This window comes from Paraburkholderia sp. TE9906 (genome assembly GCF_056279605.1).
The window spans coordinates 367,928-384,238 of the sequence record NZ_JBWCCT010000003.1 but is presented as its reverse complement, the minus strand read 5'-3'; the positions used below and the strand labels follow the sequence as shown (position 1 = coordinate 384,238).

Sequence of the window (16,311 nt, the reverse complement as noted above, 5' to 3'; positions counted from 1 at the left end):
CGCTTATTTTCCGTATTGTTCGCAAATTTCATTGACCGCGCGGCAGACGCGCTCCACGTCGTTTTCGTTCATCAACGTGAAGAGCGGCAGCGTGACGGTGCTCGCGCCGAAGCGCTCCGCATGCGGGAACATGCCTTCCTTGAAGCCGAGCGCGCGATACAGCGTGAACAGATGGATCGCCGGGTAATGCACGCCCGACCCGATGCCGCGTTCCTTCAGTTGCGCCATGAAGCCGGCGCGGTCCAGCGAGAGTTTTTCCAGCGGCAGCGTGATCTGGAACATGTGCCAGTTGCTGTTCTCGAAGTCGGCAAACGGCAGGCCGACGCCCAGTTTCGCCGCCGCGCCGCCTTCGAAGCCCGCGAAATACGCGCGCACGAGTTTTTTGCGCTGTTCGAGAAAGCGCGCGAGATGCGGCAGCTGGCCGAGGCCGACGCGCGCGGCGACGTCCGTCAGATTGTATTTGCCGCCGAGCACGTCGCAGTCCATGCCGTCGAAGCCCGTGCGGGTGATGCCTTGCAGGCGGTATTTCTGGGCCAGCACGGCTTCTTCCTCGTTGTTCAGCACCAGCGCGCCGCCTTCGATCGAGGTCAGATTCTTGTTCGCGTGGAAGCTGAACGACACGATGTCGCCGAGCTTGCCGATGCGCTCGCCGTTCCACGTCGAGCCGAAGGCCTGCGCGGCGTCTTCGATTACGCGCAGCTTGTGCGCGCGGGCGATCGCGTAGAGGCGGTCCATGTCGACCGGCAGGCCGGACAGAAACACCGGCAGCAGCGCCTTGGTGCGCGGCGTGATGGCCTTTTCGAGCAGATCGAGGTCGATGTTGCGCGTCACCGGATCGATGTCGACGAACACCGGCGTGGCGCCGGTTTCGAGGATCACGTTGCTGGTCGAGACCCACGAGGCGGGCGTCGTGATGACTTCGTCGCCCGCGCCCACGCCGGCAATGCGCAGCCCGATCTCCAGCGTCGCCGTGCCGGAGTTGAACGTGCGCACCGGACGGCCGCCGCAGAACTCGGAGAGCGCCGCCTCGAACTTCTGGTTCTGCGGACCGGTGGTGATCCAGCCGGAGCGCAGCACGTCGGCGACGCCCTGAATCGTTTCTTCATCGATTTCAGGTTTGACAAACGGCAAAAACGGGACTGTTGACTGGCTCATGAATGCTTCGCTCGATTGAAAAGGGCGCTACCCGAAGGGCGCGAAGTAAACCACAAACTACGCGCAAACCCAAGGTGGCGGCGAAAAATGCGCAACCGCAAAGGATACTGCGATCAACCTTAGGTCATGCTTAGTCCGTCCACAGGCTGCGCTTACGGCATCTTGCTCCCGGCCGGCCCGCGCCGGCCCGGCGCGGACGATAAACGGTAATAAAAACGTTTCCGCCAGCACGCAGCCGCGGTGTTCGCGTCTAGCTGCGCGCGACGATGATTACGCCGATCAGGATGATGCCGATCCCGACCAGCTTCTGCACCGACAACACTTCGCCGAACAGATACCACGCCGCGAACGCGTTGACGACATAGCCGAGCGACAGCATCGGATAGGCGATCGACACGTCCACTCGTGACAGCCCCACCACCCAGACTACCAGGCTCACGACATAGCACGCGAGCCCGGCGATGAGCGGCGGCTGGGTTGCGAGCCGCCAGCCGATGGGCAGGATGTTCGCACGGGTGAATTCGAAGTGTCCAACGGCATTCGTGCCGGCTTTGAGCAGCAACTGCGCGGCGGCGTTCAACGTCACGCCGGCGAGGATGCAAAAGAGGGAAATCGGGTTCATCGAACGAGTGGATGTTGAGATGGGGTCATTGTTGTGGTTTTTCCACGGCCGCCGGCGCGTCGGCGGCCGCGAGCGGCTTCATCACCACCACGCGGCGCGAATCGCGCGCGATCACCTGCATCGGCAGGCCTTCCTTGAGCAGGCGCGCGTAGGTCGGCGGCGGGATCAGCGCGAGCGCGTAGCGCTCGGCCTTCCAGCGTTGGATCCACGCGTCGATGGACGGCACCCACTTCTGCGGTTCGACGGACACGCCGAACGCCAGTTCGTCGGGATGCTCGACCATGATCATCGTGTGGTCGATATAGAACGGCAGCGTGTGGTCGAGCACGCCGACCGAGTAGAACGGCGTATCCGCAGGCAGCTTCGCGAGTTCGGCCTTGATCGCGGGGGCGAGCGGCGCGCCTGAGCTGAGGCGGCCGAACACGTCGTGACCGGTGCCGGCGATCGTCCCGAGCAGCAGCCACGCCGCGCCGAAGCAGGCGATCGCACCGAGGCTGCCGGCCCGGCTGCGGCGGTTCAGCCACAGCGCGCCGAGCGTCAGCGCGAACGCGACGCCGAGCGCGCCCAGCACCCAGCCGCGGTACTCGGCGTACAGCTCGGCCGGGTTGCGCGCGCTGCCCAGACGCGTCATGAACAGCGCGGCAAACGCGGCGACGACGAGAAACAGCGCATAGCCCGCCAGATGCCGGCGCAATTGATCGCGCGTGACGAGCGGCAGATACATGCCGATCAGGAGCGCGATCGGCGGGGCGATCGGCAGCGTGTAGGAGAGCAGCTTCGAATGCGACGCGCTGAAGAACAGGAAAATGAAGGCGATCCACACGAGCATCAGCGTGACCGGCGCGAAGCCGTTCGGCTGGCGCGGCTGGCGCCACGCGTGGCGCACGCTTTGCAGCGTCACCGACAGCCACGGCAGAAATCCCACCAGCAGCACCGGCACGAAGTAGTAGAACGCGCCGGGGCGGTTCTGCTCGGGCGTCAGGTAGCGCTTGAACTGCTGGACGATGAAGAAGAAGTTCAGGAATTCCGGATTGCGTTGCTGCACCAGCACGAACCACGGCGTGACGATCACGAAGAACACGATCAGGCCGCCGATCAGATGCAGGCGTTTCCACAGCGCCCAGTCGCGCGCGATCAGCGTGTAGAGCACCAGCACGGCGCCCGGCAGGATCACGCCGACGAGCCCCTTGGATAGCACCGCCAGCGCCATCGACCCCCAGCACACCCACATCCAGCCGCGCACGCACGAGCCCGGCAGGTTGGGGCGTTGCGCGAGCATCAGCGCACAGAGCGTCAGCGCCATCCAGAACGACAGGCCCATGTCGAGCGTGTTGAAGTGGCCCATCAGGTTCCAGTACGGCGAGCACGCCAGCACGATCGCGGCGAAAACGCCGGTTGCCGTGTTGAACACACGCGCGCCGGTGAAGCCGATCAGCAGCACGCCGGCGAAGCCCGTCAGCGCGGTGTACAGACGCGCCTGCCACTCGCCGATGCCGAACCACGCGAACGTGAGCGCGTTCGCCCAGGTTTGCAGCGGCGGCTTCTCGAAGTACTTGTAGGCGTTGTAGCGTGGCGTGATCCAGTCGCCGGTGACGAACATCTCGCGCGCCATTTCGGCATAGCGGCCTTCGTCGCTAGGCAGCAGATGGCGCCAGCCGAGCGGCACAAACCAGATCACGGCTAGAGCCAGCACCAGCAGCAGGATCGTGGTGCGGTTGAGCGGTAGCCTCGACGGCGTATCGTTCATGAGTTTCAACCTTTATGGCGACGCCGCGTGGGCGGCGAAGCGATGTTGTCTGGAAATGGCGACCGGTCGTTCGCGGAGCGGCCATTCGCGGAGTACTGCGCGCGCGGAGCTGCGGCGACACGCCGGCCGCAGTCGGCTTCGGCGGTGGGCGCTCGGGCGTCGGCTGCCGTGTGCGCGGCGCTACGACGCTGCGCATGACCAGGCGCGATTTGCCGGCTCCACACCGATGGCGCGCAGTGTACGTTATCGGCCGTGATGCGGCGAGGGCGCGAGGGCGGCGCGGCGCCGTGAGCGTGCTTTCGCGGGACGGCAGCGGGCAGCGTGCCGCCCTTGCGAAGCCCGACGGGATGGCACTGCGGCCAGACCGCGACCGTACCGGCGCGTGATCGCAGCGCGCTACGCCTCGATCAGCAACGCGGCGGCGACCTTGCGGCCCTCGGCCATCAGAATGTTGTAGGTGCGGCAGGCGGCCTTGAAGTCCATCGTTTCGACGCCGATGCGCTTCGCGGTGAGCGCGGCCGTCAGGCGCGGGTGCGGAAAGCGCAGCCGCTCGCCGCTGCCGAATATGACTACTTCGGGCGCGGCGTCGATCAGCATCGCAAAGTGCTCGGCGCTCAGCTGGTCGAAAGACGAGACGGGCCAGGGGATGACCGGCGCCTCCGGCAGCACGAGGAGGCTGCCCGAATGGCGGACCGCATTGATTTCGACATAGTCGGCGCCGTAGCCGGTGACGGTGTTGAGGGCGCCGCTGGAATCCTGATGTAATTTCAAATTGGTTTTCCGAAGTCGTCGTGAGACATCATGCGTGTTGGCGGCCTGTGGGCCGGAGCCAGCAAGGCGGTTCGACGCGATTGGACACAAGGGGCCAAAAAGAAGAAGGGGCCGAAAAGGCTTGCCGTTGCGGTTGGTGCATTGCGGAAGTCGGCCAAAATCCGCTAAATTATAACTTTTTAGCCGCTTTGCGGCGCCCCTCGCTCATATGCCGCCATAAGCGGCACTGAGTTCACCGGCGCGACCCACCGGCTACCTGCCCTGGTTTTGTCCGCTGTCACCGGATTTTTATCCGTTTTTTGGCTGTTTTGCCCGATTTTTGTCCGTTTCGTGGCTCTGCTGGCGCAATCTGCCGCAGGCGCGACCAGCGGGCGTGGGTGAAACTGCAGTCGAAGGCCGAAAAGCGGCACGCAGGCGTGCTCAGGAAATCGCGCCGGCTGGGGTGAGCAGCGGCGGCTCGACAAAGCGGCCCAATCCGCGTTTGGCAGCCTTCGCCGGCCCTGCGCGTTCCGAACCCCGTACGGCGAACTTGCCCGGCCTGGCGTTTTTTAGCCCGTGTCTGTCCGCCCAAGCTATCAACCAGGATGAAGTGCCCGCCGTGAAACCGATTCTCAAATCCAACAAGTTGTTGAATGTCTGCTATGACATTCGCGGGCCCGTCCTCGAACACGCGAAGCGGCTCGAAGAAGAGGGCCACCGCATCATCAAGCTGAACATCGGCAATCTCGCGCCGTTCGGCTTCGAGGCGCCCGACGAAATCATTCAGGACATGATCCTGAACCTGCCGGGCTCGTCCGGCTACTCGGACTCCAAGGGTGTGTTCGCCGCGCGCAAGGCGATCATGCATTACACGCAGCAAAAGGGCGTGCACGGCGTCGAGCTGGACGACATCTACATCGGCAACGGCGCGTCCGAGCTGATCGTGATGGCGCTGCAGGGCCTGCTGAACGACGGCGACGAAGTGCTGCTGCCCGCGCCCGACTACCCGCTGTGGACGGCGGGCGTGAGCCTCGCGGGCGGCACGCCGGTGCACTACATCTGCGACGAGTCGAACAGCTGGATGCCCGACCTCGATGACATCCGCGCGAAAATCACGCCGAACACGCGCGCGCTCGTCGTCATCAACCCGAACAACCCGACCGGCGCGCTGTACTCGGACGAACTGCTGCTCGGCCTCATCGAAATCGCGCGCCAGCACGGCCTCGTGATCTTCGCCGACGAGGTCTACGACAAGATCGTCTACGACGGCAAGACGCACACGTCGATGGCCGCGCTCTCCGAAGACGTGCTCACGGTCACGTTCAACAGTCTGTCGAAGAGCTACCGCTCGTGCGGCTACCGCGCCGGCTGGATGTTCATCTCGGGCCTGACCGGCGAGAACCGCCGCAACGGCCGCGATTATTTCGAAGGTCTCGGCATCCTCGCGTCGATGCGGCTGTGCCCGAACGTGCCCGGCCAGTACGCGATCCAGACCGCGCTCGGCGGCTATCAGAGCATCAACGACCTGATCGTGCCGAGCGGGCGCCTGTACAAGCAGCGCGAACTCGCGTATGACATGCTGACGGCCATCCCCGGCGTGAGCTGCGTGAAGCCCGAAGCGGCGCTGTACATGTTCCCGCGCCTCGATCCGAAGGTGTACCCGATCAAGGACGACCAGCAGTTCATCCTCGATCTGCTGCTCGAAGAGCGCGTGCTGCTCGTGCAGGGCACCGGTTTCAACTGGAAGTCGCCGGATCACTTCCGCGTCGTGTTCCTGCCGAACGTGGACGACCTCGCGGATTCGATCAACCGGATCGCGCGTTTCCTCGACGGCTACCGCAAACGTCACACGGCCTAGCGCACAATGTGGCGCACGGCGCGGCAAGCACTGCTGCGCCCGCCACCGGCACTCGTCTCTTTTTAATCACCTACTCGAAAACACACGCTGCATGGAACCGATCAAAGTTGGACTGCTGGGCTTCGGCACGGTAGGCAGCGGCACCTTCACGGTACTGCGTCGCAATCAGGAAGAAATCAAACGCCGCGCGGGCCGCGGCATCGAGATTGCGCGCATCGCCGTGCGCAATCCCGCGAAGGCGACGGCGGCGCTCGGCACACAAGCGGGCACCGTGGCGCTGACCGATGACTTCAACGCGGTGGTCGACGATCCGTCGATCGATATCGTGGCCGAAATGATCGGCGGCACCGACGTGGCGCGCGAGCTCGTACTGCGCGCGATCAAGAATGGCAAGCACGTGGTCACCGCCAACAAGGCGCTGCTCGCGGTGCACGGCACCGAGATTTTCGAAGCGGCGCGCGCCAATGGCGTGATGGTGTCGTTCGAGGCGGCGGTGGCGGGCGGCATTCCGATCATCAAGGCGCTGCGCGAAGGGCTGACGGCCAACCGCATCCAGTACATCGCGGGCATCATCAACGGCACCACGAACTACATCCTCTCGGAAATGCGCGACCGCGGGCTCGACTTCGCGACCGCACTGAAGGCCGCGCAGGAACTGGGCTATGCCGAAGCCGATCCGACCTTCGACATCGAAGGCGTGGACGCCGCGCACAAGGCGACGATCATGAGCGCGATCGCGTTCGGCGTGCCGGTGCAGTTCGACAAGGCGTACGTCGAAGGCATCAGCAAGCTTGCCGCGATCGACATCAAGTACGCCGAGGAACTCGGCTACCGCATCAAGCTGCTCGGCATCGCGCGCCGCACCGACAAGGGCATCGAGCTGCGCGTGCACCCCACGCTGATTCCGGAAAAGCGCCTGCTGGCGAACGTGGAAGGCGCGATGAACGCGGTCGTGGTGCATGGCGACGCGGTCGGCACCACGTTGTACTACGGCAAGGGCGCGGGCGCGGAGCCGACGGCCTCGGCCGTGGTGGCCGATCTGGTCGACGTGACGCGCCTGCATACGGCTGACCCGGAGCATCGCGTGCCGCATCTGGCGTTCCAGCCGGACAGCCTGTCGAACACGCCGATTCTGCCGATCGACGAAGTGACGAGCGGCTACTACCTGCGTCTGCGGGTGGCGGACGTGACCGGCGTGCTGGCGGACATCACGCGCATTCTGGCCGACACCGGCATTTCGATCGATGCGCTGCTGCAGAAGGAATCGGAGCAGGTCGACGCGAACGGCAAGGGCGAAACCGACATCATCCTGATCACGCACGAAACGGTCGAAAAGCACGTCAACGCCGCGATCAAAACGATCGAAGCGCTGAAGACCGTCGTCTCGCAAGTCACGAAGCTGCGCATGGAAGCGCTGAACTAGGCCCACTATGAACTACCTCTCCACGCGCGGCGCCGGAGCCGGCGAGCGCCACACCTTTTCGGACATCCTGCTGGGCGGTCTCGCGAAAGACGGCGGCCTGTACCTGCCGGCCGAATATCCGCGCGTCAGCGCCGACGAACTGACGCGCTGGCGCACGCTGCCTTACGCGGACCTTGCGTTCGAGATCCTGTCGAAGTTCAGCGACGACATTCCCGCCGAAGATCTGCGCGCACTCACGCGCAAGACCTATACGGCCGCGACGTACTGCAACGTGCGCGACGACGAAAGCGCCGCGCAGATCACGCCGCTGAAAACGCTGGGCGTCGAGAACGGCGCGCCGCTGTCGCTGCTGGAACTGTCGAACGGTCCGACGCTCGCGTTCAAGGACATGGCGATGCAGCTGATCGGCAACCTGTTCGAGTACGCGCTGGCCAAACATGGCGAGACGCTGAACATTCTCGGCGCGACCTCGGGCGACACCGGCAGCGCCGCCGAATACGCGATGCGCGGCAAGAAGGGCATTCGCGTGTTCATGCTGTCGCCGCACAGGAAGATGAGCGCGTTCCAGACCGCGCAGATGTACAGCCTGCAGGACCCGAACATCTTCAACATCGCCGTTGAAGGCGTGTTCGACGACGCGCAGGACATCGTCAAGGCGGTGTCGAACGATCACGAGTTCAAGGCGAAGTACAAGATCGGCACGGTCAATTCGATCAACTGGGCGCGTGTCGTCGCGCAGGTCGTGTATTACTTCAAGGGCTACTTCGCGGCGACGAAGTCGAACGACGAGCGCGTGTCGTTCACGGTGCCGTCGGGCAATTTCGGCAACGTCTGCGCGGGTCACATCGCGCGGATGATGGGGCTGCCGATCGAGAAGCTGGTGGTCGCGACCAACGAAAACGACGTGCTCGACGAGTTCTTCCGCACCGGTATCTACCGCGTGCGCAAGGCGGCGGAGACGTATCACACGAGCAGCCCGAGCATGGACATTTCGAAGGCGTCGAACTTCGAGCGCTTCGTGTTCGATCTGCTGGGCCGCGATCCGGCTCGCGTGCTGCAACTGTTCCGCGACGTCGAGGAGAAGGGCGGTTTCGACCTCGCGGCGAGCGGTGATTTCGTGCGCGTGAAGGAGTTCGGTTTCGTGTCGGGCCGCAGCAGCCACGATACTCGCGTGGAGACGATCCGTGACGTGTTCGAGCGTTACGACACGATGATCGACACGCACACGGCCGATGGTCTGAAGGTGGCGCGCGAGCATCTGCAACCGGGCATTCCGATGATCGTGCTGGAGACCGCGCAACCGATCAAGTTCGGCGAAACGATCCGTGAGGCGCTGTTACGCGAACCGGAGCGGCCGGCTGCGTTCTCGGGGCTGGAATCGTTGCCGCAGCGCTTCGAAGTGCTGCCGGCTGATGCGCAGCGCGTGAAGGACTTCGTCGTGGCGAACACGGGCGAGTAACCTGGGTGGTTGTCGTGCTGCGTGAGTCCATGCGGCTCGCGCGGCACAGGTGGTGTGGCCGGGCCAAAGGCGGCTGGATTCATGGCGACGCGCGTCGGGAAGCGTCGACTGGCCCGTCATACGACAGTACTTGCCGTGCAGTTCGCGGCGCCGCGTGCCGCGAAGCTCACGGCACACGCCGCACCGCACAGCCCCGCATCACACCAGGCCGAACCCCCACCTCACACCCGGCCGCCCAGGCCGATCGCATCGACCGCTACAATGTTCTTTTAATCTGCGGCTTCGACACCTGAATGTCCACACCAACGCCCCGCGCTCCCATGCTCGCCACTGCCGAAGCGTTGGCGACCCTGCTTGGCGCCGCGCGCCCGATCGACGGCACTGAATCCATTCCCACGCTCGAGGCGCTGAACCGCGTGCTGTCGGCCGACGTCACGTCGCCGCTCGACGTCCCGCCGATGAACACCAGCGCGATGGACGGCTACGCGATCCGTATCGCGGACCTTGCCGGCGAGGGCGCGAGCCGCCTGCCGGTGTCGCAACGCATTCCCGCAGGACACGCGCCCACGCCGTTGCAGCCCGGCACCGCGGCGCGCATCTTCACCGGCGCGACGGTGCCGCCCGGCGCGGACGCGGTCGTGATGCAGGAGCAAACCGAAGCCGCCGGCGATCAAGTCACGATTCTCCACGCCCCGCAACCCGGCGAATGGATCACGGCGCAGGGCGCGGACATCCGCAGCGGCTCGGTCATCCTGCCGGCCGGCACACGGCTCTCGCCGCAGGCGCTCGGGCTGGCGGCGTCGGTCGGCTGCGCGGAGCTGGCGGTGCGCCGGCGCGTCAAGGTCGCCGTGTTTTTCACCGGCGATGAGCTGACCATGCCGGGCGAGCCGCTCGAGCCCGGTGCGATCTACAACTCGAATCGCTTCACGCTGCGTGGTCTGCTGGAAAAGCTCGGCTGCGAGATAACCGATTACGGCATCGTCGCCGACAAGCTCGACGCGACCCGCGCGACGCTGTGCGAGGCTGCCCAGGCTCACGATCTGATCCTGACGTGCGGCGGCGTGTCGGTCGGCGAGGAGGATCACGTGAAGCCGGCTGTCGAGGCGGAAGGACGTCTTTCGATGTGGCAGATCGCGATGAAGCCGGGTAAGCCGCTCGCATTCGGCGCGGTGCGCCGTGCCGCATCGCGCGAGAGTGCGGGGGCATCGGCATCGGCCGAAACCTTCTTCATTGGCCTGCCGGGCAACCCGGTGTCCAGCTTCGCGACCTTCCTGCTGTTCGTGCGTCCGTTCGTGCTGAGCCTTGCCGGTGCCCGGAGCGTCGCGCCGCGTGCGCTGTCGCTGCGCGCGGACTTCACGCAGAGCAAGGCCGACCGCCGCAACGAATTCCTGCGCGCGCGGGTCAACGAAACCGGCGGCCTCGATCTGTTTCCGAATCAGAGCTCGGCCGTGCTGACTTCGACGGTGTGGGGCGACGGCCTGATCGACAATCCGCCGAATCACGCGATCAGCGCCGGCGAGACCGTGCGCTTCATTCCCTTTTCCGAATTGCTGAACTGAGGCCGGCCATGCATCGCAGACCGGTAACATTCCGATGAAAATTGAACTCCGCTATTTTGCGAGCGTGCGCGAAGCGCTCAACCTGGCCGACGAAACCGTCGAGCTGCCCGACGGCATCGCGACCGTCGGCGACGTGCGCGCCTGGCTGCGCGTGCGCGGCGGCATCTGGGCCGAGACGCTCGCCGAAGGCCGCGCGCTGCGCATGGCCTGCAACCACGTGATGACGGGCGCCGGCACCCGCGTCACCGACGGCTGCGAAGTCGCGTTCTTCCCGCCCGTCACCGGCGGCTAGGCGCGCCGCCGCTCGCCTGCCCACACCCCCCCAGGAGCCGCCGATGCCCGTTCGCGTTCAGACCGAAGACTTCGACCTCAGCACCGAGGTGGCCGCGTTGCGCGCGCGCAATCCGAAGATCGGCGCGGTTGCCTGTTTCGTCGGCACCGTACGTGATCTGAACGACGGGAGCGCGGTCGAGACCATGGAGCTCGAGCATTACCCCGGCATGACGGAGAAGTCGCTGGAGGCGATCGTCGTGAGTGCGCGCGAGCGCTGGCCGGGCATCGAGGTGCTGATCGTGCACCGGGTCGGCAAGCTCTATCCGCTCGACCAGATCGTGCTGGTGGCGACGACGGCCGCGCATCGCGGCGACGCGTTCGCGTCGTGTGAATTCGTGATGGATTATCTGAAGACCCAGGCGCCGTTCTGGAAGAAAGAGAAGACCGGGAGCGGCGAGCGCTGGGTAGACGCCCGCGTCACCGACGACGCCGCGCTCGCGCGGTGGGACAGCGACTCGGCGAATCAAGCGCGGGAGTAGTCGCGTAGTCGCGCGCCGGGGCACGGCTGGACTGGACGGGCGGCGGTGCCAGCAGGTGCTCAATGTGCACCGGGCGCCCCGACCACCCACGACGCCCCGAACCTTGTCATTCACTCGTCGCGCGGCTGCCCGATGATCCGCGTCGGAAACGGCTCGCCCGCCGGACGTGCGGCATGGGCGTCGTCATCATGCGGCCGCCGCTTCGGCGCCACGCGTTCGAGCAGCGCCTGCTGCTCCGCCGGAATCTTGTAATCCCAACCGAAGCGGCTCAACTGCAGGCTCTGCGCGATACGCAGCGCCGGCTCCATGAAGCGCACTGCCGCAGCTGGCTGATAGCGGGACTCCACGGTGTCCAGAAACAGATACAGCCAGCGGTTGAAGTGCTGCGGTTCGACCCCGTCGAGCGGCTGATGCGCTTGCTGCACGTTGCCGCGGTACTGCTTCGCACCCAGCACGAGACTGCCCCAGAACGTGCACATCTTCGGCAGATGATCGTCCCAACGGCCCGCCAGCGTGGCGTCGAACACGGGGCCGAGCAGCGGATCGGCGCGCACGCGGTCGTAAAAGCCATAAACGAGTTCGCGGATGTTCGCTTCGGTCGGCTCGGCGGCGCGCTCGACCACCGGCGCGGCGGGGAAAGACGGGTTCATGCTGATTCCAGAAAAAGGCGGCTTCGAATGGCGGCGCGTCACTCGGCGCGACAGGCGACCGGGCGCGAAGTGAAACCGTTTGCGAAGAAAGGAAGAGGACGGCGAATACCCTGCTTTTCTTACAAATGACCGAGGCGGGAAACGTTACCATTGCTACCGGTACATTAGCGCCGCCTGTCGAGGAAAAATTACCAAACATGCCTATTGTCTGCATCTTAGGGTGAAGCGGCGGCCACCGGCAACCCTTGCATCGACGCGGTTATCTCCACGATCGCGGCTTGCGTCCATCGTGATACCTGCCCTATGAGACTGACGGATTATACGGATTACTCACTACGCGTCCTGCTGTACCTCGCGGTCCAAGGGGACGCGTTGTCGACGATTCAGGACATTTCGCAAGCCTACGGAATATCCCGGAACCATCTGATGAAGGTTGTGCAGCAACTCGCGGAACGCGGCTGGGTCGAAACCGTACGCGGGCGCAACGGCGGTCTGCGGTTTGTCGAGCACACCCGCGAATTGACCGTAGGCGAGGTGGTGCGCGCGACGGAAAGCGACTTCGCGCTGGTCGCCTGCTTGCCCGACCAGCGTGGCGAACACCGTCCGTGCGTGATCTCGCCGCAATGCCGTCTGCGCGCGGCGCTCCAGGCGGCGCGCGATGCCTTTCTTGCCGAGCTCGACCGGCATACGATCGGCGAGGTCACGCAGCCGCGAGGTGCACTGGCCGCGCTGCTCGGCATGAACGGTGCGATCCCGATCATGCCGGTCGTGCCGGTCGCGCCGGCCGACGGCGGCGCGTCGGCGACCTGAAACGGGGCGCAGACAGTTGTTTCGTTCAAATGTTAAATAGTTGCCGTTGGACGCAAAAAAGCGCTTGAATCCTGAATAAAACGCCTCATTTTGGTGGTAATCGAAATTGGAGGTCTCTTGATGAGAGTCGACAAACTCACCACTAAATTCCAGGAAGCGCTCGCGGATGCGCAGAGTCTGGCCGTCGGTCACGACAATCAATACATCGAGCCGGTTCATCTGTTGTCGGCGCTCGTCGCCCAGCAGGATGGTTCGGCGCGCTCGCTGCTCTCGCGTGCCGGCGTGCACGTGCAGGCGCTGCAAACGGCACTCGGCGACGCAATGACGCGGCTGCCGCAGGTGCATGGCACCGACGGCAACGTGCAGATCGGCCGCGAACTGACCGGCTTGTTGAATCAGGCGGACAAGGAAGCGCAAAAGCTCAACGACACGTTCATCGCGAGCGAGATGTTTCTGCTCGCGGTCGCGGACGACAAAGGCGAAGCAGGGCGCCTCGCGCGTCAGCATGGCTTGTCGCGCAAGTCGCTGGAAAGCGCGATCGCGGCGGTGCGCGGCGGCTCGCAGGTGCATAGCCAGGACGCCGAAAGCCAGCGCGAAGCGCTGAAGAAGTACACGGTCGACCTGACCGAGCGTGCGCGGGCCGGCAAGCTCGACCCGGTGATCGGCCGTGACGACGAAATCCGTCGCTCGATTCAGATCCTGCAACGTCGCACCAAGAACAATCCGGTGCTGATCGGCGAACCGGGCGTGGGTAAGACCGCGATCGTCGAAGGGCTCGCGCAGCGCATCGTCAACGGCGAAGTGCCGGAGACGCTCAAGGGCAAGCGCGTGCTGTCGCTCGACATGGCCGCGTTGCTGGCCGGCGCGAAGTATCGCGGCGAGTTCGAAGAGCGGCTTAAAGCCGTGCTCAGCGACATCGCGAAAGACGAAGGCCAGACCATCGTCTTCATCGACGAAATTCACACGATGGTCGGCGCGGGCAAGGCCGAAGGCGCGATGGACGCGGGCAACATGCTCAAGCCGGCGCTTTCGCGCGGCGAACTGCATTGCGTCGGCGCCACCACACTGGATGAATACCGCAAGTACATCGAGAAGGATGCCGCGCTCGAACGCCGCTTCCAGAAGGTGCTCGTCGACGAGCCGTCGGTGGAGGCGACCATCGCGATTCTGCGCGGTTTGCAGGAAAAGTACGAACTGCATCACGGCGTCGACATCACCGACCCGGCGATCGTCGCGGCCGCGGAACTGTCGCATCGCTACATCACGGATCGTTTCCTGCCGGACAAGGCGATCGATCTGATCGACGAAGCCGCGTCGAAGATCAAGATGGAAATCGACTCGAAGCCGGAAGAGATGGACCGGCTCGACCGTCGTTTGATCCAGTTGAAGATCGAACGCGAAGCCGTGAAGAAGGAGAAGGACGAAGCGTCGCAAAAGCGTCTGCAATTGATCGAGGAAGAAATCGAGCGTTTGAATCGCGAATACTCGGATCTCGACGAAATCTGGACTGCCGAAAAAGCCGCGGTACAGGGCAGTGCGCAATTGAAGGAAGAGATCGAGAAAACGCGTGCGGAAATCACGCGCCTGCAGCGTGAGGGCAAGCTCGAAAAAGTCGCCGAGTTGCAGTACGGCAAGCTGCCGGGACTCGAAGCGCAACTGAAGGAAGTGACGCGGGCCGAGGCGGAAGAGCAGAACAGCCCGCAGCGTCGGCGGCTGTTGCGCACGCAGGTCGGGGCGGAAGAAATCGCGGAAGTCGTGTCGCGTTCTACGGGCATTCCGGTCTCGCGCATGATGCAGGGCGAGCGCGAAAAGCTGCTGCAGATCGAGGAGAAACTGCACGACCGCGTGGTCGGTCAGGACGAAGCGATCACTGCGGTGGCCGATGCGATCCGCCGCTCGCGCGCGGGTCTGTCAGACCCGAACCGTCCGTATGGTTCGTTCCTGTTCCTCGGGCCGACCGGTGTGGGCAAGACCGAACTGTGCAAGGCGCTGGCTTCGTTCCTGTTCGATTCGGAAGATCATCTGATCCGTATCGACATGAGCGAATTCATGGAGAAGCACAGCGTCGCGCGCTTGATCGGTGCGCCGCCCGGTTATGTCGGTTACGAGGAAGGCGGTTATCTGACCGAAGCCGTGCGCCGCAAGCCGTATAGCGTGATCCTGCTCGACGAAATCGAGAAGGCGCATCCGGATGTGTTCAACGTGCTGCTGCAAGTGCTCGACGACGGCCGCATGACCGATGGTCAGGGCCGTACCGTGGACTTCAAGAACACGGTGATCGTGATGACTTCGAACCTTGGTTCGCAGGTGATCCAGGCGATGGTCGGCGAGCCGCAGGAAGCGGTCAAGGATGCGGTGTGGGAAGAGGTGAAACTGCACTTCCGGCCCGAGTTCCTGAACCGGATCGACGACGTCGTGGTGTTCCACGCGCTCGACCGCTCGAACATTCAGTCGATCGCGCGTATCCAGCTCCAGCGTCTGCATGAACGGCTTGCCAAGCTCGACATGCAACTCGTGGTGTCCGACGAGGCGCTCGAACACGTCGGCAAGGTCGGCTACGATCCGCTGTTCGGCGCGCGGCCGTTGAAGCGCGCGATCCAGCAGGAGATCGAGAACCCGGTCGCCAAGCTGATTCTGGCCGGCAAGTTCGGTCCGAAGGATGTGATTCCGGTCGAAGTGGAAGACGGCAAGCTGGTGTTCGAACGCGTCGTGCATTGACCAGTGAGGCGCGGGTGCGGCGGTGGTCGAGCCGCTTCGCACCGCCCATCTGCAAAAGCGGCAACGAAGGTGACTTCGTTGCCGCTTTTTTTTGTCTGATCGACTAGCCAGCCGCTCAGGCGAGGCCGCCCGCTTGCTGAGGCGTGCTTTTATGCGTTCTTGTTGCCAAACAGCGCCGACAGCCCGCCGAGCGCGCCGAGCACGGTGGTGGCATTGAGCTTGCCCTCGGCCGGCACTTCGCCTTCGGGGGTCGCTGCGTTGACGACATGCGGCAGAATCTGCGACAGCAGGCCCGTGACCTGGTCCGGTTCCACGCCGGCTTTCGCCGCGAGGTTAGTCACGGTTTCCGGGCCGAGTACGCTATGCAGCGCATCGGGTGCGATCGGCTGATTCTCGCCATTGCTGACCCATGACGAAACCACGTCGCCGAGGCCCTTTTCCTTGAAGCGGTCGATCAGCCCATTCAGGCCGCCCGGCTGGTTATTGACGAATTCGAGTGCGGCTGTGATCAGCGCTTGCTGGCCACCGCCGCCTTCGGGCGATTTGCCAAGCAGGGAACCGATAGTGTCGAGTAGGCTCATGACGGTCTCTCTTGAATGCCGACACGTGCGTGACGGGTCAGCGGGTGAAAACGCCGCGCGGTTGCGCGGCGCGGTGGAAAAGGCGGACGGTCGGCAGCGGGACGGTTTCGGTGCGCGCATGCCATGGAGATCATGCAGATCATGCGCGCACCCGGGAGGCCTCGCGA

At 64.4% G+C, this 16,311-nt stretch carries 14 protein-coding genes; 8 read left to right on the top strand and 6 right to left on the bottom strand.

Annotated features, from left to right (window positions below; translation table 11 throughout):
- Positions 1-3: 3 nt before the first annotated feature.
- The 4 genes from ACZ9H4_RS09485 to ACZ9H4_RS09470 form a co-directional block, all read right to left on the bottom strand.
- Complete coding sequence (locus ACZ9H4_RS09485) at positions 4-1,155, bottom strand: DegT/DnrJ/EryC1/StrS family aminotransferase (protein WP_408143164.1); 1,152 nt, start codon at positions 1,153-1,155, stop codon at positions 4-6.
- Positions 1,156-1,405: 250 nt separating this feature from the next.
- Positions 1,406-1,777 carry an SMR family transporter gene (locus ACZ9H4_RS09480; RefSeq protein WP_408143166.1) on the bottom strand — a complete coding sequence of 124 codons (372 nt, stop codon included), beginning with the start codon at positions 1,775-1,777 and terminating at the stop codon, positions 1,406-1,408.
- A 25-nt stretch (positions 1,778-1,802) separates the two neighbouring features.
- A complete protein-coding gene (locus ACZ9H4_RS09475) occupies positions 1,803-3,524 on the bottom strand; it encodes a glycosyltransferase family 39 protein (protein WP_476118880.1) in 1,722 nt (573 codons plus the stop codon).
- A gap of 396 nt (positions 3,525-3,920) precedes the next feature.
- Positions 3,921-4,295, bottom strand: a complete 375-nt coding sequence (locus ACZ9H4_RS09470; RefSeq protein ID WP_175158015.1) for an Mth938-like domain-containing protein — start codon at positions 4,293-4,295, stop codon at positions 3,921-3,923.
- 589 nt (positions 4,296-4,884) lie between these two features.
- Here ACZ9H4_RS09470 and ACZ9H4_RS09465 point away from each other — a divergent pair.
- The 6 genes from ACZ9H4_RS09465 to moaE all read left to right on the top strand — a co-directional run bounded on the left by ACZ9H4_RS09465 (position 4,885) and on the right by moaE (position 11,385).
- A complete protein-coding gene (locus tag ACZ9H4_RS09465) occupies positions 4,885-6,132 on the top strand; it encodes a pyridoxal phosphate-dependent aminotransferase (protein WP_408152551.1) in 1,248 nt (415 codons plus the stop codon).
- A gap of 91 nt (positions 6,133-6,223) precedes the next feature.
- Entirely contained in the window at positions 6,224-7,555 is a 1,332-nt protein-coding gene (locus ACZ9H4_RS09460) for a homoserine dehydrogenase (RefSeq protein WP_476118879.1), read from the top strand.
- Positions 7,556-7,562: 7 nt separating this feature from the next.
- Positions 7,563-9,014 carry a threonine synthase gene (thrC, locus tag ACZ9H4_RS09455; RefSeq protein ID WP_408152553.1) on the top strand — a complete coding sequence of 484 codons (1,452 nt, stop codon included), beginning with the start codon at positions 7,563-7,565 and terminating at the stop codon, positions 9,012-9,014.
- Positions 9,015-9,334: 320 nt separating this feature from the next.
- Positions 9,335-10,573 carry a molybdopterin molybdotransferase MoeA gene (locus ACZ9H4_RS09450; protein WP_476118878.1) on the top strand — a complete coding sequence of 413 codons (1,239 nt, stop codon included), beginning with the start codon at positions 9,335-9,337 and terminating at the stop codon, positions 10,571-10,573.
- A 34-nt stretch (positions 10,574-10,607) separates the two neighbouring features.
- Positions 10,608-10,865, top strand: a complete 258-nt coding sequence (gene moaD, locus ACZ9H4_RS09445; RefSeq protein WP_408143176.1) for a molybdopterin converting factor subunit 1 — start codon at positions 10,608-10,610, stop codon at positions 10,863-10,865.
- A 43-nt stretch (positions 10,866-10,908) separates the two neighbouring features.
- Complete coding sequence (gene moaE, locus ACZ9H4_RS09440; RefSeq protein WP_476118876.1) at positions 10,909-11,385, top strand: molybdopterin synthase catalytic subunit MoaE; 477 nt, start codon at positions 10,909-10,911, stop codon at positions 11,383-11,385.
- Positions 11,386-11,495: 110 nt separating this feature from the next.
- Here the strand turns inward: moaE and ACZ9H4_RS09435 are convergent, their stop codons facing one another.
- Positions 11,496-12,035: a group III truncated hemoglobin gene (locus ACZ9H4_RS09435; RefSeq protein WP_476118875.1), complete on the bottom strand. Its 540-nt coding sequence runs from the start codon at positions 12,033-12,035 to the stop codon at positions 11,496-11,498.
- Between the two features lie 303 nt (positions 12,036-12,338).
- On the opposite strand from ACZ9H4_RS09435, the gene ACZ9H4_RS09430 reads away from it, so the two are divergent.
- Together ACZ9H4_RS09430 and clpB are read left to right on the top strand one after the other, a co-directional pair.
- Complete coding sequence (locus tag ACZ9H4_RS09430; protein WP_408143182.1) at positions 12,339-12,845, top strand: Rrf2 family transcriptional regulator; 507 nt, start codon at positions 12,339-12,341, stop codon at positions 12,843-12,845.
- 120 nt (positions 12,846-12,965) lie between these two features.
- Positions 12,966-15,563 carry an ATP-dependent chaperone ClpB gene (gene clpB, locus ACZ9H4_RS09425; RefSeq protein ID WP_476118874.1) on the top strand — a complete coding sequence of 866 codons (2,598 nt, stop codon included), beginning with the start codon at positions 12,966-12,968 and terminating at the stop codon, positions 15,561-15,563.
- A 149-nt stretch (positions 15,564-15,712) separates the two neighbouring features.
- Here clpB and ACZ9H4_RS09420 read toward each other — a convergent pair whose 3' ends face one another.
- Positions 15,713-16,264, bottom strand: a complete 552-nt coding sequence (locus ACZ9H4_RS09420; RefSeq protein WP_476118873.1) for a YidB family protein — start codon at positions 16,262-16,264, stop codon at positions 15,713-15,715.
- Positions 16,265-16,311 lie beyond the last annotated feature (47 nt).